This window comes from Enterobacter cloacae complex sp. 397G4 (assembly GCF_050031515.1).
GTDB lineage: Bacteria > Pseudomonadota > Gammaproteobacteria > Enterobacterales > Enterobacteriaceae > Enterobacter > Enterobacter hormaechei_C.
Genome location: NZ_JBLGWE010000001.1, coordinates 4,113,270 through 4,134,850, shown reverse-complemented (window position 1 = coordinate 4,134,850; position 21,581 = coordinate 4,113,270). Strand labels below are relative to the sequence as shown.

Genomic DNA, 21,581 nt, shown 5'->3' with positions numbered 1-21,581 from the left:
CATTACCCTTTTTTCAACTTCTGATGGATGCGAGTGATTGAACTCATACATTAATGTTTTCCCACGAAGTCTTTTTTCAGGTAAGCCTTCGCACATATCGGTAAATAGCTTGCCTGCTTTTATTTTTTCTGTCATCGACATGTTCATTTTTAACATTCCGTCCTGATAAGTTGGTCGGATAAGGCGCTCGCGCCGTATCCGACATTAATTTCTTAAGCGACTTCATTCACCTGGCGACGCAGCAGAGAAAGTGGGCCGGGGCCGCTAAGCGTGAACACGGAAATTAAGGTGAAGCCCAGCGCCACCAGACCCAGCACCAGGTAAGCGCCCTGGAAACCGATGCTTTCATACATATTGCCCGCCAGAATAGACATAAAAATCATCGCCAGTTGCTTAAAGAAGCAGAAACAGACCAGATAAATCGTCGCTGAAAAACGCACTTCAAACTGGCTGGTAATATATTTAAAGCAGCCCACCAGCAGGAACGGTACTTCAAACATATGCAGCGTTTTCAGAATAACCACTTCCAGTGCTGAGGTAGCGAACGATGAGCCAATAATACGTACTGACATAATAGTGCCAGCCAGCAGCAGGGCGTTTTTCCCACCGATGCGATTAATGATCAGTGGCGCAAAAAACATAATCGAGGCGTTAAGTAATTCGCCCATTGTCGTTACGTAGCCAAATACCCGCGTACCCTGTTCACCGGTAGCAAAGAACGAAGTAAAGAAATTAGCAAACTGTTGGTCAAAAACATCGTAGGTGCAGGAAACGCCAATAACATACAGTGACAAAAACCACAGTTTTGGCTGTCTGAACAGTTCCAGCGCCAGCTTAAGGCTAAATGCCGAATGGTTGGCACCTACCGCATTGGCAACCGTGGCAGAAGAGGGCGCATCCGTTTTGGCGAAAAAGAGTAAAACGGCGAGGATGAATGCACAGCCAGAACCCAGCCAGAAAACAAACTGATTATTGATGGTGAACATGATGCCGACAATCGAGGCACACAGCGCCCAGCCAACACAGCCAAACATCCGCGCGCGACCATATTCGAAATTACTGCGACGGCTGACTTTCTCGATAAATGCCTCTACTGCTGGCGCACCGGCGTTAAAACAAAAGCCTAGATAAATACCACCAACAATCGATCCTACTAAAATGTTGTATTGTAACAGTGGCCCGAAGATAAAAATAAAGAACGGCGCAAACATCACTAACATGCCGGTAATAATCCACAGCAGGTATTTGCGCAGCCCGAGTTTGTCAGAAAGCAGACCAAACAGCGGTTGGAATAATAGCGAGAACAGAGAAATAGCGGCAAAAATAATACCCGTATCACTTTTGCTGATATGGTTGATGTCATGTAGCCAAATCGGGAAAAACGGGAAGTAGGCTCCCATGATAAAAAAGTAAAAGAAAAAGAATAAACCGAACATCCAAAAGTTTGTGTTTTTTAAATAGTACATAATGGATTTCCTTACGCGAAATACGGGCAGACATGGCCTGCCCGGTTATTATTATTTTTGACACCAGAGCAACTGGTAATGGTAGCTACCGGCGCTAAGGTGGAATTCCGCCGACACTGACGGGCTCCAGGAGTCGTCGCCACCAATCCCCATATGGAAACCGTCGATATTCAGCCATGTGCCTTCTTCCGCGTGCAGCAGATGGCGATGGCTGGTTTCCATCAGTTGCTGTTGACTGTAGCGGCTGATGTTGAACTGGAAGTCGCCGCGCCACTGGTGTGGGCCATAATTCAATTCGCGCGTCCCGCAGCGCAGACCGTTTTCGCTCGGGAAGACGTACGGGGTATACATGTCTGACAATGGCAGATCCCAGCGGTCAAAACAGGCCGCAGTAAGGCGGTCGGGATAGTTTTCTTGCGGCCCTAATCCGAGCCAGTTTACCCGCTCTGCTACCTGCGCCAGCTGGCAGGTCAGGCCAATCCGCGCCGGATGTGGCGTATTGCTCGCCACTTCAACATCAACGGTAATCGCCATTTGACCACTTCCATCAATCCGGTAGGTTTTCCGGCTGATAAATAAGGTTTTCCCCTGATGCTGCCACGCGTGGACCGTGGTAATCAGCACCGCGTCGGCAAGCGTATCTGCCGTGCACTGCAACAACGCTGCTTCGGCCTGGTAATGGCCCGCCGCCTTCCAGCGTTCGACCCAGGCGTTAGGGTCAATGCGGGTCGCTTCACTTACGCCAATGTCGTTATCCAGCGGTGCGCGGGTGAACTGATCGCGCAGCGGCGTCAGCAGTTGTTTTTTATCGCCAATCCACATCTGTGAAAGAAAGCCTGACTGGCGGTTAAATTGCCAACGCTTATTATCCAGCTCGATGCAAAAATCCGTTTCGCTGGTGGTCAGTTGCGGGATGGCGTGGGGCGCGGAGGGGAGTGTCACGCTGAGGTTTTCCGCCAGACGCCACTGCTGCCAGGCGCTGATGTGTCCGGCTGCTGACCATGTGGTCGCGTTCGGTTGCACTACGTGAACCGTTAGCCAGAGTTGTCCGGCGCTCTCCGGCTGCGGTAGTTCAGGCAGTTCAATCAACTGTTTACCTTGTGGAGCGACATCCAGAGGCACTTCACCGCTTGCCAGCGGCTTGCCATCCAGCGCCACCATCCAGTGCAGGAGCTCGTTATCGCTATGACGGAACAGGTATTCGCTGGTCACTTCGATGGTTCGCCCGGATAAACTGAACTGGAAAAACTGCTGCTGGTGTTTTGCTTCCGTCAGCGCCGGATGCGGCGTGCGGTCTGCAAAGACCAGACCGTTCATGCAGAACTGGCGATCATTCGGCGTATCGCCAAAATCACCGCCGTAAGCCGACCACGGATTGCCATTTTCATCATATTTAATCAGCGACTGATCCACCCAGTCCCAGACGAAGCCGCCCTGTAAACGGGGGTACTGACGAAACGCCTGCCAGTATTTAGCGAAGCCGCCAAGACTGTTACCCATCGCGTGGGCGTATTCGCAAAGGATCAGCGGGCGCGTCTCTCCAGGCAACGAAAGCCATTTTTTGATGGACCATTTCGGCACAGCCGGGAAGGGCTGGTCTTCATCCACGCGCGCGTACATCGGGCAAATAATATCGGTTGCGAAGGTGTCGGCTCCGCCGCCTTCATACTGTACCGGGCGGGAAGGATCGACAGATTTGATCCAGCGATAGAGTGCGTCGTGATTAGCGCCGTGGCCTGATTCATTCCCCAGCGACCAGATGATCACACTCGGGTGATTACGATCGCGCTGCACCATTCGCGTTACGCGTTCGCTCATCGCGGGTAGCCAGCGCGGATCATCGGTCAGACGATTCATTGGCACCATGCCGTGGGTTTCAATGTTGGCTTCATCCACCACATACAGGCCGTAGTGGTCGCACAGCGTGTACCACAGCGGATGGTTCGGATAATGCGAACAGCGCACGGCGTTAAAGTTGTTCTGCTTCATCAGCAGGATATCCTGCACCATCGTCTGCTCATCCATGACCTGACCATGCAGAGGATGATGCTCGTGACGGTTAACGCCGCGAATCAGCAACGGCTTGCCGTTCAGCAGCAGCAGACCATTTTCAATCCGCACCTCGCGGAAACCGACATCGCAGGCTTCTGCTTCAATCAGCGTGCCGTCGGCGGTGTGCAGTTCAACCACCGCACGATAGAGATTCGGGATTTCGGCGCTCCACAGTTTCGGGTTTTCGACGTTCAGACGTAGGGTGACGTGATCGGCATAACCACCACGCTCATCGATAATTTCACCGCCGAAAGGCGCGGTGCCGCTGGCGACCTGCGTTTCACCCTGCCACAAAGAAACCGTCACCCGCAGCTCATCGCGCAGCTCGCCGTACATCTGAACGTCTGCCTCCAGTACAGCGCGGCTGAAATCATCATTAAAGTGAGTGGCTACATGGAAATCGCTGATTTGCGTGCTCGGTTTATGCAGCAACGAGACGTCACGGAAAATGCCGCTCATCCGCCACATATCCTGATCTTCCAGATAACTGCCGTCACTCCAGCGCAGCACCATCACCGCGAGGCGGTTTTCTCCGGCGTGTAAAAATGCGCTCAGGTCAAATTCAGACGGCAAACGACTGTCCTGTCCGTAACCGACCCAGCGCCCGTTGCACCACAAATGAAACGCCGAGTTAACACCATCAAAAATAATTCGCGTCTGGCCTTCCTGTAGCCAGCTTTCATCAACATTAAATGTGAGCGAGTAACAACCCGTCGGATTCTCCGTGGGAACATACGGCGGATTGACCGCAATGGGATAGGTCACGTTGGTGTAGATAGGCGCATCGTAACCGTGCATCTGCCAGTTTGAGGGGACGATGACAGTATCGGCGTCAGGAAGATCGCGCTCCAGCCAGCTTTCTGGTACCGCTTCTGGTGCCGGAAACCAGGCAAAGCGCCATTCACCATTCAGGCTGCGCGACTCTTGGGAAGGGCGATCGGTGCGAGCCTCTTCGCTATTACGCCAGCTGGCGAAAGGGGGATGTGCCGCAAGGCGATTAAGTTGGGTAACGCCAGGGTTTTCCCAGTCACGACGTTGTAATACGACGGCCAGTGAATCCGTAATCATTGTCATAGTTGTATCCTGCGTGAATTGTTATCCGCTCACATTTTCGCATAACATACGAGCCGGACACATAGAGTGTAAAGCCTGGGGTGCCTAATGAGTGAGCTGACTCACATTAATTGCGTTGCGCTCACTGCCCGCTTTCAAGTCGGGAAACTTGTCGTGCCAGCTGCATTAAGGAATCTGCCAACGTGCGGGGAGAGGTGGTTTGCGTATTGGGCGCCAGGGTGGTTTTTCTTTTCACCAGTGAGACGGGCAACAGCTGATTGCTCTTCACCGCCTGGCCCTGAGAGAGTTTCAGCAAGCGGTCCACGCTGGTTTGCCCCAGCAGGCGAAAATCCTGTTTGATGGTGGTTAACGGCGGGATATAACACGAGCTGTCTTCGGTATCGTCGTATCCCACTACCGAGATATCCGCACCAACGCGCAACCCGGACTCGGTAATGGCGCGCATTGCGCCCAGCGCCATCTGATCGTTGGCAACCAGCATCGCAGTGGGAACGATGCCCTCATTTAGCATTTGCATGGTTTGTTGAAAACCGGACATGGCACTCCAGTCGCCTTCCCGTTCCGCTATCGGATGAATTTGATTGCGAGTGAGATATTTATGCCAGCCCGCCAGACGCAGACGCGCCGAGACAGAACTTAATGGGCCCGCTAACAGCGCGATTTGCTGGTGACCCAATGCGACCAGATGCTCCACGCCCAGTCGCGTACCGTCTTCATGGGAGAAAATAATACTGTTGATGGGAGTCTGGTCAGAGACATCAAGAAATAACGCCGGAACATTAGCGCAGGCAGCTTCCACAGCAATGGCATCCTGGTCATCCAGCGGATAGTTAATAATCAGCCCACTGACGCGTTGCGCGAGAAGATTGTGCACCGCCGCTTTACAGGCTTCGACGCCGCTTCGTTCTACCATCGACACCACCACGCTGGCACCCAGTTGATCGGCGCGAGATTTAATCGCCGCGACAATTTGCGACGGCGCGTGCAGGGCCAGACTGGAGGTAGCAACGCCAATCAGCAACGACTGTTTCCCCGCCAGTTGTTGTGCCACGCGGTTGGGAATGTAGTTCAGCTGCGCCATCGCCGCTTCCACCTTTTCCCGCGTTTTCGCAGAGACGTGGCTGGCCTGGTTCACCACGCGGGAAACGGTCTGATAAGAGACACCGGCATACTCTGCGACATCGTATAGCGTTACTGGTTTCACATTTACCACCCTGAATTGACTCTCTTCGGGTGCTATCATGCCATACCACGAAATGTTTTGCGCCATTCGGAGGGGGCACGCCGAAGTGAGATTCAAAATGCCGACGTCAGTTCACAGGTGGGTAATGATACCAACGTGTTGATTTCGTATTTTCACTGACACCAGGATCATCCTGATGTTACAAGGATTGAATGACTACAGATTAAAATAGTCATCAACAGGTTGACAGCATTACCCAGCGCCCGCTTTCCGCGTATTTTTCGATTTGCACTGCCGGGGGCACTGGCGGGTATCGCGTTCCGCACACTTTTACATTTATTTATCTGGTGACTGACCTTTTTAAGGAGACAGAATGAAAGCCGTTGGTTTCTGGCAACCCGGGAAAGTACATCCGTTATTGAAGATTTGTCGCTTCCCCACCCATCCATGCCCAAGGGGCGTGATCTTTTGATCAGAGTCAGGGCGGTCGCGGTTAACCCACGGGACCTGAAAAGCCGGCGAAACATCAGTCCCTCTGCAGGCAATCCGGTAGTTATGGGATACGACGCTTCCGGTGTTGTTGAAGCAACCGGACCAGAGGTGACGCTGTTCAGGCCAGGTGACCACGTTTTCTATGCCGGTGTGCTCGATCGCCAGGGAGCCAACGCAGAGTTTCAGCTGGTTGACGAACGCATTACGGGGATAAAGCCGGCAGCACTAAGTTTTGAAGCTGCAGCGTCGGTTCCTCTGACCGGTCTGACAGCCTGGGAAATGTTATTTGATCGTCTGCAGTTGTCAGTGAACGGAGATGCTGATCAGACCCTGTTGATGCTTGGCGGTGCGGGCGGAGTCCCTTGTATGGCTATACAGCTTGCCCGCACTCTGAGTCGGGTGAACATCATCGGGACTGCCTCCCGGCAGGAGAGTGTCAGAGCGGTTCGCGGGTTTGGTGCGCATTATGTCCTGGATCATTCATGTGCGCTTGCGCCACAGGTTGCCAGCCTTGCTGGACTCCCTCCCATTACCCGGATTTTCTCAACGTACACCACGCCATCTGCCTGGGAAAATATGGCCGAAATTATTGCCCCACAAGGCCGTATCGGACTCATCGACGACCCTGAACCACTGGATCTGCGTTTGATCAAATTTAAGAGCGTTTCTGTTCACTGGGAGGCAATGTTTACCCGCCCCATGCATGCTACTGCGGACATGTCTAAACAGCATGATATTCTTAACAAACTCTCATGCATGCTGGATTCCGGTAAGCTCAAACCTCCGTTGCTGGCAGAGTATGGCAGGCTGAATGCTAAAGCACTTCGCCGGGCTCATGAGGACATGGAAAATAAAAATGTGAACGGGAAAATTGTTTTTTCAGGGTTCTGATGAACAGGCCTGTCAGAGTAAAAAAAGATTCGGGTTCAGCACAATGCTGAATTCTGTCTGGCTATAGAGTAAGAATCGTACCGGAATTGAGCATTTACCCTCAGTACCTGCGGATGAAAAAGCAGTCTGCCCTGACATACTGAACAATCCCTTCTCATAAGATGCCTCTCTTTTGCTGTTTAAAGAGCTGAGCAGTCCGGGCGGAGACTGACCTCGTTCCGCTTTCCAAGCGACCCCCTTGTTGAAAGTGCGACAAAAGAGATAGGGCGAATGACTATACTTCGCTCATAGCTGCCCGCCATGCCAGCTCAAAAAACAGGCTTAACGTAGGATATTTAATGAGATGGTCACTCCCTCCTTCCCGGTACTATGCTGAGGACAGGCTTTCATTCGGAGAACTATCATGGAAAACATTGCGCTCATTGGTATCGATCTGGGTAAAAACTCTTTCCATATTCATTGCCAGGATCGTCGCGGGAAGGCTGTTTACCGTAAAAAATTTACCCGGCCAAAGTTGATCGAATTTTTGGCGACATGCCCCGCTACAACCATCGCAATGGAAGCCTGTGGCGGTTCTCACTTTATGGCACGCAAGTTGGAAGAGTTGGGGCATTCCCCAAAGCTGATATCACCACAATTTGTCCGCCCGTTCGTTAAAAGCAATAAAAACGACTTTGTCGACGCCGAAGCTATTTGTGAAGCTGCATCGCGTCCGTCTATGCGTTTTGTGCAGCCCAGAACGGAATCTCAGCAGGCAATGCGGGCTCTGCATCGTGTCCGTGAATCCCTGGTTCAGGATAAGGTAAAAACAACCAATCAAATGCATGCTTTTCTGCTGGAATTTGGCATTAGCGTTCCCCGAGGAGCTGCCGTTATTAGCCGACTGAGTACCATTCTTGAGGATAATAGTTTGCCTCTTTACCTCAGCCAGTTATTGCTGAAATTACAACAGCATTATCACTATCTTGTTGAGCAGATTAAAGATTTGGAATCCCAGTTGAAACGAAAGTTGGACGAAGATGAGGTTGGACAGCGCTTGCTGAGCATTCCCTGCGTCGGAACACTGACAGCGAGTACTATTTCAACTGAGATTGGCGACGGGAAGCAGTACGCCAGCAGCCGTGACTTTGCGGCGGCAACAGGGCTTGTACCTCGGCAGTACAGCACGGGAGGTAGGACGACATTGCTGGGAATTAGTAAGCGAGGTAATAAAAAGATCCGAACTTTGTTGGTTCAATGTGCCAGGGTATTCATACAAAAACTGGAACACCAGTCTGGCAAATTGGCCGATTGGGTCAGGGATTTACTGTGCCGGAAAAGCAACTTTGTCGTCACTTGTGCTCTGGCAAACAAGCTGGCCAGAATAGCCTGGGCCCTAACGGCACGACAGCAAACTTATGTAGCATAACGGCAGAAATACACCGGTTTAAAGAATTACTGATCTGGTTTTGCGAATACTGATATTGATGATACTAACGGCCCACCGGCCTGTTGAGGAACCTGTAAAACGGAAAGGCTCATTGAAGCCGTATATTTTCTGGAGGTTCATCAGGCGCGGAACTCATCAAGGCGCGGGAATAAAATCCCATTCAGACGCCGGATAGATTCAAGCAAGCCAACTTGTCGTCAAAATCGGTGTTGCAAAAACGGGAGTGACCATAGATTCCGTTTGCCAAGCGGCCCCCATATTGAATGGCTGACGGTACTGGATTTCGATGAGATAAAAATAGACCGTATTTTTATTGCCAATATTGATGACCCGGTGAAGCGAGCGCTACTTGTTTCTGTGGTGAAAGGGTTACGTGGTACTGGCAAACCACTGGTGTTTGAAGGGGTGGAAACGCCAGGACAGTTTGAATTCGTCCGTTCTCTTGGCCCCGGTTACCTAGTTCAGGGCTGGTATACCGGAAAACCCGAAACAATATCTGCGATGAATATTCAGGGTTAAAACGATACGGGGCCCGGCCCGTATCGGCAACCCGACCCGTCAGCGTATCGCTTTCTGTCTGAAGCCGGTTCAGGTCGGCTTCTATCTGCGCGATGCGGCGGGAGATTTATTCAGAACGACTGCCGAAGTTCATCCGGCGAAGCTTATCCAGCTGCGCCTGCAGATGGTCTATTTCGCGCTCCCGGTCGGCCTGCTTTTCCAGCAGGGCGCGGTTCAGCGCTTCCTGTTCGGACAGGCGCTGTTTCAGCAGAAGGATGTCGTCAGGGGGAGGTGTTGTTCATAAGCCCGCATTTTACCAGGCTTATTCAACGACAACCAGGATAAAGAGGCCTACAACATGGTCAGGGACGTAAGCAGTCTTTTAGGCTGCCGCCAGTCGATGCCTTCCAGAAGCATTGCCAGCTGCGCCGGGGTCAGGAACACTTTGCCATCGCGGGCAGAGGGCCAGGCGAAGCGGCCGCGTTCCAGCCGTTTGGTCAGCAGGCACAGCCCGTCGCCGGTGGACCACAGCAGTTTGACCTTACTGCCGCTGCGGCCCCGGAAGATGAAGACATGGCCGGATATCGGGTCATCTTTCAGCATCGTCTGCACCTTTGCGGCGAGACCATTGAAGCCGTTGCGCATGTCGGTGATACCGGCAACCAGCCAGATTTTGGTGCCTGTTGGCAGGTGGTTATCACTTCCTTTATCTGTCCTGTGATGATCCTTATGACTTCGCCAGACTACTTCACCACACACATGGGTCTGCCAGATACCGGTTCGGGATGGATTTCCGCTTCTACGCTGAACACCGTCTTTAGAAGCTCTGGTTTCATCACTGCTTCCGGAGCACCTTGCGCCATCACGCGACCGCTTGCCAGTACCACCAGATGATCGCAATAGCGGCTGGCCTGATTCAGATCGTGGAGTACCGTCACTACGGTTTTCCCCTGCCTTTTGAGTTCAACCATCAGGCGCATCAGTTCAACCTGATGATTGATATCGAGGTAGGTCGTAGGCTCATCAAGAAGAATGAGTGGGGTATCCTGTGCCAGCACCATCGCCAGAAACGCACGCTGGCGCTGGCCGCCGGAAAGCTGGGTTAACCTGCGGTCAGCCAGATTGCGCGTCCGGGTCTGACTCATTGCCACGTTGACCCGCTCGTTGTCTTCCGCGGAGAGTCGCCCCCACAACGACAGCCACGGGCTGCGGCCGTAGGAAACCAGTTCCCGTACAGTGATCCCCTCGGGGGATAAATGGTGTTGCGGCAGTAAAGCCAGGCGGCGAGCCAGCTGGCGGGCGGAAAAACCGGCTATGGGTTTTTCATCAAGCAATATCTCGCCAGAGTCTGGTGTTAACAGGCGAGAAAAACAGTTCAACAGCGTCGATTTCCCGCAACCGTTAGGGCCGAGCAGGGCCGTGATTTTTCCGGCAGGCAGGGCGAGAGAAAGTCCATCCAGCACGGTTTGTGCGCCATAGCTGACGGTCAGATTTTCAGTACGTAATCTCATTTATCGCATTCTCACAAGCAGCCAGACAAACCACGGTGCGCCGATAATGGCGGTCAGCACGCCTGCCGGAAGCTCCAGCGGCGGATGAATGATTCGTGCCAGCAGATCGGCAATGACCAGCAACAACGCGCCCGTCAGGGCCGAAACGGGCATCAGCCAGCGGTGACGCCCGCCGGCGATCCTGCGCACCATGTGCGGCACGACGAGACCAATAAAACTTATCGGGCCACAGACGGCCACGCCGGTTGCTGTCATCGCGACAGCCAGCATCAGCCCCTGGAACCGGGTGCGCTGAACCGACACGCCGAGCGTGGCTGCTCGTGCATCGCCCAGCGCCAGCAGGTCGAGATCGCGACAAAAGCGCAGGCTCAGCGGCAAAAACAGAATGAGCAACGGCACGGCAATCTTCACAAAGTGCCAGTCGCGCCCCCATAAGCTACCCGTCAGCCACAGCAGGGCACTGTTTACATCCTGCGGGTGCAGGAGCATCAGGTAATCCGTCAGGCTCGCCCAGCAGGCGGAAAGCGCCACGCCGGTGAGCGCCAGCTTCATCGGCTGGTGGGTCTTTGCCAGCATCTTCAGCAAGATCAACCCCGCCATACCGCCCGCAAAGGCCAGCAGCGGCAGCACCATCACGGATAGTGATGGCATAAGAAGCAGTGCTCCCACAGAGGCAAGGCTGGCGGCATGGTTAATGCCGAGAATATCCGGTGATGCTAGCGGGTTACGCACAATCCCCTGTACCAGCACGCCCGCCACGGCGAGGGCTGCACCGACAAACAGTGCCAGCAGCAAGCGCGGCAGTCGGTACTCCATCAATACATAATAATGCTCGCGTCCGTCCTGCCAGTCGGTCAGCAGCGCGCGCCACGGCACGGGGATCACCCCCATATGGAGTGATAACAGCGCACAACCTGCCAGGGCAAGGGTGATGAAAATGACCAGCGCAATTTTCATCCTCGCCTCCTCACCAGCCAGACAAAGCAAGGACTGCCAATCAGCGCCAGCACTGCGCCTGCGGGCAGATCGCCGGGGAAGGCCAGCGCGCGTGCGAGTACATCTGCCATCAGCATCAGCGTGGCCCCCAGCAGCATGCTCACCGGCAGTACGTTGCGCTGATCGAAGCCTGCCCAGAAGCGCGCCAGATGTGGCACCAGCAGGCCGATAAACGCCACCGGACCTGCCACACTGACGCACGCGCCAACCAGAAGCAGCACTAACATATTGATGATCAAACGTAGTCTCGGCAGGTTCACTCCCAGCGTATGGGCGGTACTGTCGCTGACGTTGAGCAGGTTCAGTTGATTCGCCAGCAGCAACACGACAGGGACTGCAGTGACCACCACCGGCAAGAGCTGCCAGACATCCTGCCAGTGGGCGTGGGACACTCCGCCTGCCAGCCAGTAAAAGATGCCGTAAGCATGATCTTCGGCCAGCAGCAGGGTGATGCGGGTCAGGGCCATACAAAAGGCCGACAGCGCGATACCCGCGAGGATCAGTTTGTTTCTGTCCTGGGTATGACGAAACCCGCCTCCTGCGGTCATGACCAGCAGCCAGCTCACGCCGCCCCCGCATGCCGCGATGAACGACAGGGAATAGCCTGCAACCGGCGTCGGACTCAGCGCGCTGGTAAGCGCCATAGCCAGCGCCGCGCCGCTGTTAATGCCGAGCAGTGAAGGAGAGGCCATTGGGTTGTGGGTCAGGGTTTGCAGCAGCGTGCCCGCGAGCGCCAGGCTTGCGCCGATCAGAACGGCGACCAGGCTTCGCGGCAAACGAAGGTTTTGCACCAGCGCTTCTGGTAGCGTTGGCGTGTGTCCAGGCAGCAGGGCGCGGATTGCGTCTGCTCCGGAAACAGGAATGGCCGAGTAGCAAAACAGACTCAGCCAGAAAATAATAATAAGTACTGCAACGGGAAGCCCCCACAGCAGCACCGGGTGTTTTAGCGCGGTCATTTCACATCGGTAAGCGGCTGATGGTGGAAGATTTTTACCGTGTCAGCGGCAATACGCTCTGCGGCAAAAATACCGCGCATCCGCGCCCAGGCGTTACTGTCGACTGAAGCAACCTGCTGCTTCTGCGCGGCGGTTAATATCTGCCAGAGCGGATCTTGTTGCCAGCGTTTAACAATGCTCTCTTCGCGATAGTGGGCAACCAGCAGCCAGGCAGGATTGACCGCCAGCAGTTGCTCCAGGCCGATGGACGGCATGGACGCGCCCGCCATCGCAGCGGGAACGTTCAGCCCCAGAGAAGCCAGCACGCTGCCGGTCCAGGTCTCCTGGGTATGCAGGTTGAATAGCTGTTCGCGTGATGTGCCAAAGGCCACGCGTGTCCCTGTGGGAAGCTGGCTGGACCACTGCGCCATCTTCTCTTTATGTTGTTCCAGACGCGCCTGCATCTCTCGTTTTTTACCTACCACTTCGCCGATGATAGCCGCTGAGTGCAAATTTTCAGCGTAGGTTTCGTTGCGGGACTTAAGCAGCAGTACCGGCGCGATTTGCTGCAAGGCAGTGTAAATCCCCGCATGGCGACTGCTGTCGGCAATGATCAGGTCTGGTTTCAGGGCAGCAATGGCTTCCAGGCTCGGCTGCGCGCGCGTTCCGACGGACTGCCACGGTTTCAGGTGCGCACGCACTTCGGGCAGGATGCGTTTTGCATCGTTATCGTCGGCAATACCGATCGGGCTGACGTCCACGGCGGCCAGCGCATCGGCGAACGAGAGTTCCAGCACCACAATCCGTTGTGGCGTTTTATCGAGTGTAAACGTGCCGTGTTCGTCCTGAACCGTGGCGGCAAAGGCGTGGCCGATCACCAGCAGCAGGCCTGCAAAAAGAAAACGGATAAATGCCAACATAGTCACATTCCAGCTAAAAGCCCGGCAAGCCGGGCGTTAACACATCAGAACTTCAACGACCCCTGCATATACAGCGTGCGCGGCTGGCCTGCGTAGATGCCTTTGTTGTTGTCGTCATAAGAGCGGATGAAGTAGTCCTGGTCGAAGATGTTTTTCACACCGAACGCCAGGTTCAGATCTGCCATCTGCGGGCCAAAGTCATACGCCACGCGTGCGCCCCAGAGCATGAAGCCGGGAATGCGGCCGGTACTGCCGTCGGCGCTCTCTTTCACCGTATTGGCGTTATCCGCAAACTGGCTGGACTGGAAATCGCTGTTCAGATTGAACGTCCAGTTGCCCGGCTTGTAGTCCACGCCCAGCGTGCCTTTATGTTTCGGGGAGAATGGCACCTGATTGCCATAGGTGTCGCCTTTCTCGCGGATTTCCGCGTTCACATACGCATAGCTGGCGTAGACGGAAACGTTATCAAGCGTTGGCGTTAGCGTACCCAGGTCGTAACGTGCCTGCGTTTCCAGCCCGGTATGGCGCGTTTTGCCACGTGCAGTGACGGTGTCGTTGGTCTGGTTGGAGTCGTACTGATTGTTAAAGTTAATCAGGAACAGCCCCATTTCCGCCGTCAGCGCGCCGTCATCGTAGCGGGTACCGAGTTCCCAGGTTCGCGCTTTTTCCGGTTCCACATTGCCGCTTTGCACAGCCTTGCCAATCTGGCTGTACTGTACGGTGCCGAACGAGCCTTCAGTGTTTGCATAAAGATTCCAGCTATCAGTCAGGTGATAGAGCACGTTCAACGCCGGAAGCGGTGCGTTATAGCTCACCTCTTCGTGCGTGCCTTTGATGGCGTTGTTCTGGTATGACTCGATATGTTCGAAACGCATACCCGGCGTGATGGTCCAGTTGCCGATGTCGATTTTGTCATCCAGATACCAGGCGTGCGCCTCGGTGCCGGAACGCGTGTCGCGGTCGTAAGGGCTTGAGCCGGACGGCAACTGCCCGCTGCTGGTGGCGGTGTAGTAACGCATTTCATGCGTTGATTCATTCACATAGCGATAGCCCACGCCCACTTCGTGCGCGGAAGGGCCGATCATAAAGCTCTGGCTGTAGCGTGGCTCAATACCGCGCACCCAGTAGATACGCGGCGAGAGGGTGATGCGTTTGCCTTGCTCCAGGTAGCCGCTGCGCAGGGTTTGGGTGTAGAACCCCTGAATGTTGAATTTATGCTGGCTGTCCGGCTGGAACTGGTAGCCCAGGCTCGCCAGCTTGCGACGGCCCCAGAAGCGGTCATACGGGCGGGTGGATTGCCAGCGATCGGCGTCGTAATCCGCGCGGGACAGGCCGCCGGGCATGTCGGCTTCACCATCGTAATATTGCAGCAGGCTGTTGAAGGTGTGCACCTCATTCGGCGCATATTTGCTTTTCAGCATCAGGTCGTCGATGCGGGTGGCGCTGTGCTCGCGCCAGTCACTGCCGCGCGTGCCGGAGTAGAGCAGCGCGGTGCCAAAACCGTTGTCCGCTGTGCCGCCCACCATCAGGTTGTGCGTCTCTTTCGGGTTGTTTTGTGAAGAGGTTGGGCTGAGCTGACCTTCCACCCCCGCCTCGATACCAAAGTCCTGCGGAATGGCGCGGGTAACAAAGTTCACCACGCCGCCCACGCTCTGCGGTCCGTAACGCACCGCACCACCACCGCGCACCACGTCAATGGCATCCATGTTGCCGAGCGAAACGGGAGCCAGTGAAAGCTGCGGCTGACCGTAAGGGGCAAAGGGGACGGGGATGCCGTCCATCAGGACGGTCGAGCGGCTGGCGAGGCGTGGGTTCAGGCCCCGGATGCCAAAGTTCATCGCCAGGTCGTGGCTGCCGGTGCCGTTGTTTTCCGGCGCGCTGACGCCAGGGATGCGGTTAAGCACCTCACGCATGGTGGTTGCGCCGGTTTTGGCGAAATCCTCACGGCGGATCACGTCACGCGCGCCAGCATGTTCAAATACGTCGTTTTCACGCGCATCGCCCAGCCAGTCGCCGACCACGGTCAGGGCATCTTCTTTTGGCGCGGGCGCGGTCTCCAGCGTCCAGCTGTTATTTCTCAGCGGTTTTACCTGCAGTCCGCTGCCGTCCAGCAGTTGTTGCAGGCCGCTCTCGACGTCGTAATCTCCGTGCAGGCCGTTGCTCTGCTTGCCGCGCGTCAGGCTGGCGTCAACCGAGAGGGTAATTCCGCTGTGTGCGGCATACTGATTGAGCGCTTTGTCGAGCGATCCCGGTGCGATATCAACCTGTGCAGCAAAAGCGGAAAACGAGAGACCGGCCAGCGGCAGCAGGCTCAGGCGAATGGCGTTAACCAAAGGTGTTGTTTTACGAAAAACGCGTAACGGCGTCATACCTTCTCCATCATCATTTTTGTTGTGTTCAGCTATGAGTCGAACGAGAAGGGTAAAAAGGACAATCGAAATGAGAATTATTTTTCTTACAGCGGTGAAATGTTTATCCAGTACCGCGTAATAGACTGAATTTTAACGGGAAGCGTTTGAGCGATAACGTTCAGGATCGCATCGGTATTTTTCAGCGGGAACGTCCCGCTCAGGCGCAGCCCGGCAACGGCGGGATCGCAGCGCAGCACGCCGTTGCGGTAACGGCTTAGCGTGGCTATCACCTCACCCAGCGGTTTATCGCTGAAGCTCAGGATGCCCTTCGTCCAGCTTGTACTCTCGTCATCCAGCGGTTTCACTGCGCCAAACTCAGAGGCGCTGAACTGCAGGCTTTCACCAGCGTTCACGATGCGTTTTTGCGCGGGGGCACTGGCGAGAAGCACTTCCACGGCGTGCTGCTGCACGTCAAGCTGCGTGAAATTATCCTGCTGGCGGACGGTAAATTCTGTCCCTAAAGCGGTGAGTTGGCCCTGACGGGTCAGGACGCGGAAGGGGCGTTGCTGCGCATCTTTCGCGGTAGTAATGGCGATTTCACCGTACCAGAGCCGGACGGTGCGCTGATGCGCATCAAAACGCACATCCGCCGCGCTTTGGGTATTCAGCGTGAGCAGGGAGTCATCTTCCAGTTGCTGACGGCTGACTGCGCCTTTGGCGGTGCGGTAATCTGCCCGCAGACCTTCGCCGGTTTCCGACTGCCAGAGTTGCCAGCCTCCGCCAGCGCCGAGCAACAGCAGTAATCCTTTCATCACGTGACGGCGGGTGAGGCGGGTATCGTGCAGCGCCCGGCTGGCAACGTCGCCAGGCACACCGCCAAGCTGGTTGCGCAGGTTTTCAACCTGCTGCCAGGCCCACTGGTTATCCTGATCCTGTTCATACCACTGTTGCCAGCGCGCTTCCTGTTGTGGGCTGACGCGCTCGCCGCTTAGCACGGCATACCAGTGGGAAGCTGAACGCAGCGCCTGACGGCGGGAATCGGTTAACGAAGGATTCATAACCCATGCTCCAGACGAAACAGCAGGCAGTGCTCGACGGCTTTCGCCACGTATTTTTTCACGGAGCTGACGGAAACACCGAGTTTGTGCGCAATCTCGCTGTATGTCAGGCCATCCAGTTGCGAAAGCAGAAACGCTTCACGTGTTTTTCCGTTTAGCCCGTCCAGCATGCTGTCGACGAGTTGTAGGGTCTCGAGCTGGCTTTCGCGTTCCTCAGGTGAAGGCGCTACCCCCTCCGGCATAAGCGCCAGCATCTCCAGATACGCTTTTTCCAGCGCGTTTCGGCGAAACAGGTCCACCATCACGCGTTTGGCGATAGTGCACAGGAAAGAGCGAGGATCGCGGATCGTCGAGAGCGTTTCGCTGCTCATTACCCGCAAAAAAGTGTCCTGGGCAATGTCATCTGCATCAAAGGCAGACTGGAGTTTGCGCGTCAGCCAACTTTTCAACCAGCCGTGATGGGTGCCATAAAGCGACTCGAACGTTAAGGAAGCTGTGGAAGTGGCACGGTCAGACATGCGGAGTGCATCAAAAGTTAATTATCACGTAGCCATATTAATATGAGAATGGTTATCATTACAATTGGAAATAAAATTGTTTCCAATAAACATTTTTAACATGTTGTTTTTCTAAGTGTTATAAGGTAGGTATAAAATGGGATGGATCCTCTGCTTCTGGCATCTGTCGGTCAGAATGACATCATGATGTGGTCTGCTATTATTGACATCCTCCCCGCCCTTTAGGGCGGGGAGGATGTCAACTATGAGTGTTGCCTGAAATGTCGCCAGCCCCCGGTACAGCAGAAGTATCTCGGGCTTTCTGCGTTTGCTCCTGGTGGGTATGGCCCCCGCAAGCGGGGGTTATTGCTAACTGGGTAATGACTCAAAATTATTGATAGTGTTTTATGTTCAGATAATGCCCGATGACTTTGTCATGCAGCTCCACCGATTTTGTGAGCGACAGCGACTTCCGTCCCAGCCGTGCCAGGTGCTGCCTCAGATTCAGGTTATGCCGCTCAATTCGCTGCGTATATCGCTTGCTGATTACGTGCAGCTTTCCCTTCAGGCGGGATTCATACAGCGGCCAGCCATCCGTCATCCATATCACCACGTCAAAGGGTGACAGCAGGCTCATAAGACGCCCCAGCGTCGCCATAGTGCGTTCACCGAATACGTGCGCAAACCGTCTTCCGGAGCCTGTCATACGCGTAAAACAGCCAGCGCTGGCGCGATTTAGCCCCGACGTATCCCCACTGTTCGTCCATTTCCGCGCAGACGATGACGTCACTGCCCGGCTGTATGCGCGAGGTTACCGACTGCGGCCTGAGTTTTTTAAGTGACGTAAAATCGTGTTGAGGCCAACGCCCATAATGCGGGCGGTTGCCCGGCATCCAACGCCATTCATGGCCATATCAATGATTTTCTGGTGCGTACCGGGTTGAGAAGCGGTGTAAGTGAACTGCAGTTGCCATGTTTTACGGCAGTGAGAGCAGAGATAGCGCTGATGTCCGGCGGTGCTTTTGCCGTTACGCACCACCCCGTCAGTAGCTGAACAGGAGGGACAGCTGATAGAAACAGAAGCCACTGGAGCACCTCAAAAACACCATCATACACTAAATCATTAAGTTGGCAGCATCACCGATTTTTTAAACATATAAAATACCATCAATGAAGTGATTAAGAAGTTATAGAGTAACAGAGAATTAATAAGATTCTTTTCTCTGAGACGCCAGAATATTTGTTCTGGCGTCTGATTTTGAGTTTATTTGACTAATGAAAATAGATCATTGAGTGATTCGCTCATCGACGGATGAGTAAATATCTGATCGCGTAATATGCTATAAGGCAGCCCGGCATCCATCACCATTTTCACTATATTGATCATCTCGTGGGAGTCAATACACAGCAGTGATGCTCCTAATATACGTTGGGTTTTATTATCAACAATCGCTTTTAATACCCCACGGGTATCGTTCATCACTCTGGCGCGCGGAATTGCAGCTACAGGCAATGTCACCACCTGAATATCAGCACCACTCTCTCTGGCTTGTTCTTCTGTCATACCAACCCTGGACAGGGGCGGTGTCATAAATACGGAATAAGGCACATTTTTCCGATCATCAGTACTACGTTTGCCTTCACCCAGTAACTCATCACGTACAATGCGGTAATCATCCAGTGATATGTAAGTAAATTGCAGCCCGCCGGTAACATCTCCCATCGCCCAAATATTGTCTGCGGTGGTATGTAATCGCTTGTCAACGACAATTGCCCCGCGCTCGTTTACTGCGATACCGGCATTTTCTGGATGTAACGAAGCGGTAGCCGGTTGACGACCGGAAGCTATTAACAGTGCATCCACCGCCAGTTGGGCGTGCTCGCTATGCACTTGCACTTGATTTTCATGGTGACTGATTCGCTCCACATGGGCATTGAGGATAATATCGACGCCCTGATCGCGTAAAATCGTCGCGATATTATCAGCAATATCCCGATCTTCCCGAGGCAAAAACAGCGAAGCTGCCTCTAAAATGGTTACTTTGCTGCCAAAATTAGCGAACATAGAGGCGAACTCAACGCCAATATATCCGCCGCCCAAAATACCTAAATGCCCAGGCAATTCTTTTAGATTAAGTAATCCGGTGCTGTCATATACACCAGGCGTGGTGGTAATTCCAGGAATTGGCGGAACCACGGCTTGTGCACCGGTATTAATAAAAATTTTCTCGCCATGAATCTCCAAATTTCCCTCAGGCCGATGAACACGCAGGCTATGATTATTGATAAACTCCGCCTGGCCGTCGATCACGTCGATATTGGGCATATCCGCAAGATTATGAAAATTCTTATTACGTAAAAAATTAACCACTTCATTTTTACGCTGTATGGCACGGACAAAATCTGTGTGCTGCTGTGCGTCATGAACCAATGTTTTGGTTGGGATACAGCCGATATTAATACAGGTCCCGCCATACATTGCATTTGATTGTTCGATGAGAGCCACACGCCAACCTGCTTTTGCCAGCGTGACGGCTAATGTTTTTCCAGCCTTGCCAAAACCAATAATAACTGCCTGATATTTATTCATGATGATTTCCTGTCGAAACGCGTTCATTTGACATCATGACTATAGACGCAAAAGGTGATGCTGCCAACTTACTGATTTAGTGTATGATGGTGTTTTTGAGGTGCTCCAGTGGCTTCTGTTTGGCTTTGTTGAATAAATCGAACTTTTGCTGAGTTGAAGGATCAGATCACGCATCTTCCCGACAACGCAGACCGTTCCGTGGCAAAGCAAAAGTTCAAAATCACCAACTGGCCCACCTACAATAAAGCCCTCATCAACCGTGGCTCCATAACTTTCTGGCTGGATGATGAAGCTATTCAGGCCTGGTATGAGTCAGCAACACCTTCTTCACGAGGCAGACCTCAGCGCTATTCTGACCTTGCCATCACGACTGTGCTGGTCATTAAACGCGTATTCAGGCTGACCCTGCGCGCTGCGCAGGGCTTTATTGATTCCATTTTTTCTCTGATGAACGTTCCGCTACGCTGCCCGGATTACAGCTGTGTCAGCAGGCGGGCAAAGTCGGTTAATGTCAGTTTCAAAACGCCCACCCGGGGTGAAATCGCACACCTGGTAATTGATTCCACCGGGCTGAAGGTCTTCGGTGAAGGCGAGTGGAAAGTCAAAAAGCATGGCCAGGAACGCCGCCGTATCTGGCGTAAGCTGCATCTCGCCGTTGACAGTAAAACACATGAAATCATCTGCGCTGACCTGTCGCTGAACAACGTTACGGACTCAGAGGCCTTCCCCGGGTTAATCCGGCAAACCCACCGGAAAATCAGGTCAGCCGCCGCCGATGGCGCTTACGATACCCGGCTATGTCACGATGAACTGCGGCGTAAGAAAATCAGCGCGCTTATCCCTCCCCGAAAAGGTGCGGGTTACTGTCCCGGTGAATATGCAGACCGTAACCGTGCAGTGGCTAATCAGCGAATGACCGGGAGTAATGCGCGGTGGAAATGGACAACAGATTACAACCGTCGCTCGATAGCGGAAACGGCGATGTACCGGGTAAAACAGCTGTTCGGGGGTTCACTGACGCTGCGTGACTACGATGGTCAGGTTGCGGAGGCTATGGCCCTGGTACGAGCGCTGAACAAAATGACGAAAGCAGGTATGCCTGAAAGCGTGCGTATTGCCTGAAAACACAACCCGCTACGGGGGAGACTTACCCGAAATCTGATTTATTCAACAAAGCCATTCACTGGATGTGGAAGAGAATATCATATCACTATGTTGCAACTGCCATAAACAAATTCATCTTGGCAAGGGGTTTGAAGATATGTTGAGGAAAATATATGCCGAGCGGAAAGATGTATTAAAAAAAGCGGGAATCGAGATATTATTAGAGGATTTGATTCTTTTTTACAAGATGGAAGGTAATTAATCTTCGAGAAGATGCATGCTTATTTTTATTTTTTAGCAATGAATGTGAAATACTGCCTGACTATCAATCCTGTCATGTGGTTCAGATTTATGGGGGAGGATTTTAATATTTTACCAGCATGGCATGTCGATCAATCGGTTAAGTATAGCGCCAGGTAACCAGACGGATTTTCCCTCTCAGGCGGGAGTCGTTATCCATCGTCCAGTACCTGATTAAAAGTAGGAGTAATTACAAGAAAATTAAATTGTATGACTATTATTTCCGTTCAGAAA

At 53.5% G+C, this 21,581-nt stretch carries 16 protein-coding genes and 5 pseudogenes; 5 read left to right on the top strand and 16 right to left on the bottom strand.

From position 1 onward, the window contains the following. Positions 1–6: 6 nt before the first annotated feature. The 4 genes and pseudogenes from ACQG1Y_RS19910 to lacI all read right to left on the bottom strand — a co-directional run. Positions 7–147, bottom strand: a pseudogene (locus ACQG1Y_RS19910) (maltose acetyltransferase domain-containing protein); the annotation flags it as partial. Between the two features lie 65 nt (positions 148–212). Beyond that, on the bottom strand, positions 213–1,466 hold the full coding sequence (gene lacY, locus ACQG1Y_RS19905; protein ID WP_003846917.1) for a lactose permease: 1,254 nt from the start codon (positions 1,464–1,466) through the stop codon (positions 213–215). Positions 1,467–1,517: 51 nt separating this feature from the next. After that, entirely contained in the window at positions 1,518–4,592 is a 3,075-nt protein-coding gene (gene lacZ / locus ACQG1Y_RS19900; protein ID WP_007894989.1) for a beta-galactosidase, read from the bottom strand. A 121-nt stretch (positions 4,593–4,713) separates the two neighbouring features. Continuing rightward, the gene (gene lacI / locus ACQG1Y_RS19895; RefSeq protein ID WP_007851507.1) at positions 4,714–5,796 is read right to left on the bottom strand and encodes a DNA-binding transcriptional repressor LacI; all 1,083 of its coding nucleotides are present in this window, start codon (positions 5,794–5,796) and stop codon (positions 4,714–4,716) included. A gap of 352 nt (positions 5,797–6,148) precedes the next feature. On the opposite strand from lacI, the pseudogene ACQG1Y_RS19890 reads away from it, so the two are divergent. From ACQG1Y_RS19890 to ACQG1Y_RS19880, 3 genes and pseudogenes are all read left to right on the top strand, one after another. Then, a pseudogene (locus ACQG1Y_RS19890) lies at positions 6,149–7,158 on the top strand (zinc-binding alcohol dehydrogenase family protein). Between the two features lie 403 nt (positions 7,159–7,561). Next, the gene (locus ACQG1Y_RS19885; RefSeq protein ID WP_000427623.1) at positions 7,562–8,566 is read left to right on the top strand and encodes an IS110-like element IS4321 family transposase; all 1,005 of its coding nucleotides are present in this window, start codon (positions 7,562–7,564) and stop codon (positions 8,564–8,566) included. A 261-nt stretch (positions 8,567–8,827) separates the two neighbouring features. After that, entirely contained in the window at positions 8,828–9,106 is a 279-nt protein-coding gene (locus ACQG1Y_RS19880) for an EAL domain-containing protein (protein ID WP_007898884.1), read from the top strand. A 22-nt stretch (positions 9,107–9,128) separates the two neighbouring features. On the opposite strand, the pseudogene ACQG1Y_RS19875 reads toward ACQG1Y_RS19880, so the two are convergent. The 12 genes and pseudogenes from ACQG1Y_RS19875 to rclA all read right to left on the bottom strand — a co-directional run. Next, a pseudogene (locus ACQG1Y_RS19875) lies at positions 9,129–9,387 on the bottom strand (IS66 family transposase); the annotation flags it as partial. 49 nt (positions 9,388–9,436) lie between these two features. Next, positions 9,437–9,775, bottom strand: a complete 339-nt coding sequence (gene tnpB, locus ACQG1Y_RS19870) for an IS66 family insertion sequence element accessory protein TnpB (protein WP_028018554.1) — start codon at positions 9,773–9,775, stop codon at positions 9,437–9,439. A gap of 53 nt (positions 9,776–9,828) precedes the next feature. Next, positions 9,829–10,596 (bottom strand): Fe(3+) dicitrate ABC transporter ATP-binding protein FecE, encoded by a 768-nt coding sequence (fecE, locus tag ACQG1Y_RS19865; protein WP_004152282.1) that lies wholly within the window; start codon positions 10,594–10,596, stop codon positions 9,829–9,831. Further along, positions 10,597–11,553, bottom strand: a complete 957-nt coding sequence (fecD, locus tag ACQG1Y_RS19860; RefSeq protein ID WP_004118246.1) for a Fe(3+) dicitrate ABC transporter permease subunit FecD — start codon at positions 11,551–11,553, stop codon at positions 10,597–10,599. Continuing rightward, positions 11,550–12,548: an iron-dicitrate ABC transporter permease FecC gene (fecC, locus tag ACQG1Y_RS19855; protein ID WP_004118243.1), complete on the bottom strand. Its 999-nt coding sequence runs from the start codon at positions 12,546–12,548 to the stop codon at positions 11,550–11,552. Before fecC ends, fecD begins: the two co-directional genes overlap by 4 nt. Next, the gene (gene fecB, locus ACQG1Y_RS19850) at positions 12,545–13,447 is read right to left on the bottom strand and encodes a Fe(3+) dicitrate ABC transporter substrate-binding protein FecB (protein WP_007898890.1); all 903 of its coding nucleotides are present in this window, start codon (positions 13,445–13,447) and stop codon (positions 12,545–12,547) included. Before fecB ends, fecC begins: the two co-directional genes overlap by 4 nt. A 44-nt stretch (positions 13,448–13,491) precedes the next feature. Beyond that, positions 13,492–15,816 carry a TonB-dependent Fe(3+) dicitrate receptor FecA gene (gene fecA / locus ACQG1Y_RS19845; RefSeq protein WP_022652364.1) on the bottom strand — a complete coding sequence of 775 codons (2,325 nt, stop codon included), beginning with the start codon at positions 15,814–15,816 and terminating at the stop codon, positions 13,492–13,494. Between the two features lie 86 nt (positions 15,817–15,902). Further along, a complete protein-coding gene (gene fecR / locus ACQG1Y_RS19840; RefSeq protein WP_023304425.1) occupies positions 15,903–16,856 on the bottom strand; it encodes a ferric citrate uptake sigma factor regulator FecR in 954 nt (317 codons plus the stop codon). Further along, positions 16,853–17,374 carry an RNA polymerase sigma factor FecI gene (gene fecI, locus ACQG1Y_RS19835; protein ID WP_016151347.1) on the bottom strand — a complete coding sequence of 174 codons (522 nt, stop codon included), beginning with the start codon at positions 17,372–17,374 and terminating at the stop codon, positions 16,853–16,855. The genes fecR and fecI overlap by 4 nt, the downstream gene beginning before the upstream one ends. 370 nt (positions 17,375–17,744) lie before the next feature. Further along, positions 17,745–18,120 (bottom strand): annotated as a pseudogene (locus tag ACQG1Y_RS19830) (IS1 family transposase). A 44-nt stretch (positions 18,121–18,164) separates the two neighbouring features. Continuing rightward, positions 18,165–18,440, bottom strand: coding sequence for an IS1-like element transposase (locus ACQG1Y_RS19825; RefSeq protein ID WP_000179213.1), 276 nt, complete (start codon positions 18,438–18,440; stop codon positions 18,165–18,167). A 177-nt stretch (positions 18,441–18,617) separates the two neighbouring features. After that, positions 18,618–19,943: a reactive chlorine resistance oxidoreductase RclA gene (gene rclA / locus ACQG1Y_RS19820; protein ID WP_007896426.1), complete on the bottom strand. Its 1,326-nt coding sequence runs from the start codon at positions 19,941–19,943 to the stop codon at positions 18,618–18,620. Between the two features lie 153 nt (positions 19,944–20,096). On the opposite strand from rclA, the gene ACQG1Y_RS19815 reads away from it, so the two are divergent. Together ACQG1Y_RS19815 and ACQG1Y_RS19810 are read left to right on the top strand one after the other, a co-directional pair. Further along, the gene (locus ACQG1Y_RS19815; protein WP_072203788.1) at positions 20,097–21,065 is read left to right on the top strand and encodes an IS5-like element IS903B family transposase; all 969 of its coding nucleotides are present in this window, start codon (positions 20,097–20,099) and stop codon (positions 21,063–21,065) included. A 55-nt stretch (positions 21,066–21,120) separates the two neighbouring features. Then, positions 21,121–21,309 (top strand): annotated as a pseudogene (locus tag ACQG1Y_RS19810) (HNH endonuclease); the annotation flags it as partial. Positions 21,310–21,581 lie beyond the last annotated feature (272 nt).

What these genes read in the sequence shown, in the direction of transcription:
- lacY (WP_003846917.1), bottom strand. Translation starts at nt 1,466, where the DNA reads ATGTACTATTTAAAAAACACAAACTTTTGGATGTTCGGTTTATTCTTT.
- lacZ (WP_007894989.1), bottom strand. Translation starts at nt 4,592, where the DNA reads ATGACAATGATTACGGATTCACTGGCCGTCGTATTACAACGTCGTGAC.
- ACQG1Y_RS19885 (WP_000427623.1), top strand. Translation starts at nt 7,562, where the DNA reads ATGGAAAACATTGCGCTCATTGGTATCGATCTGGGTAAAAACTCTTTC.
- fecE (WP_004152282.1), bottom strand. Translation starts at nt 10,596, where the DNA reads ATGAGATTACGTACTGAAAATCTGACCGTCAGCTATGGCGCACAAACC.
- fecD (WP_004118246.1), bottom strand. Translation starts at nt 11,553, where the DNA reads ATGAAAATTGCGCTGGTCATTTTCATCACCCTTGCCCTGGCAGGTTGT.
- fecC (WP_004118243.1), bottom strand. Translation starts at nt 12,548, where the DNA reads ATGACCGCGCTAAAACACCCGGTGCTGCTGTGGGGGCTTCCCGTTGCA.
- fecB (WP_007898890.1), bottom strand. Translation starts at nt 13,447, where the DNA reads ATGTTGGCATTTATCCGTTTTCTTTTTGCAGGCCTGCTGCTGGTGATC.
- fecA (WP_022652364.1), bottom strand. Translation starts at nt 15,816, where the DNA reads ATGACGCCGTTACGCGTTTTTCGTAAAACAACACCTTTGGTTAACGCC.
- fecR (WP_023304425.1), bottom strand. Translation starts at nt 16,856, where the DNA reads ATGAATCCTTCGTTAACCGATTCCCGCCGTCAGGCGCTGCGTTCAGCT.
- fecI (WP_016151347.1), bottom strand. Translation starts at nt 17,374, where the DNA reads ATGTCTGACCGTGCCACTTCCACAGCTTCCTTAACGTTCGAGTCGCTT.
- rclA (WP_007896426.1), bottom strand. Translation starts at nt 19,943, where the DNA reads ATGAATAAATATCAGGCAGTTATTATTGGTTTTGGCAAGGCTGGAAAA.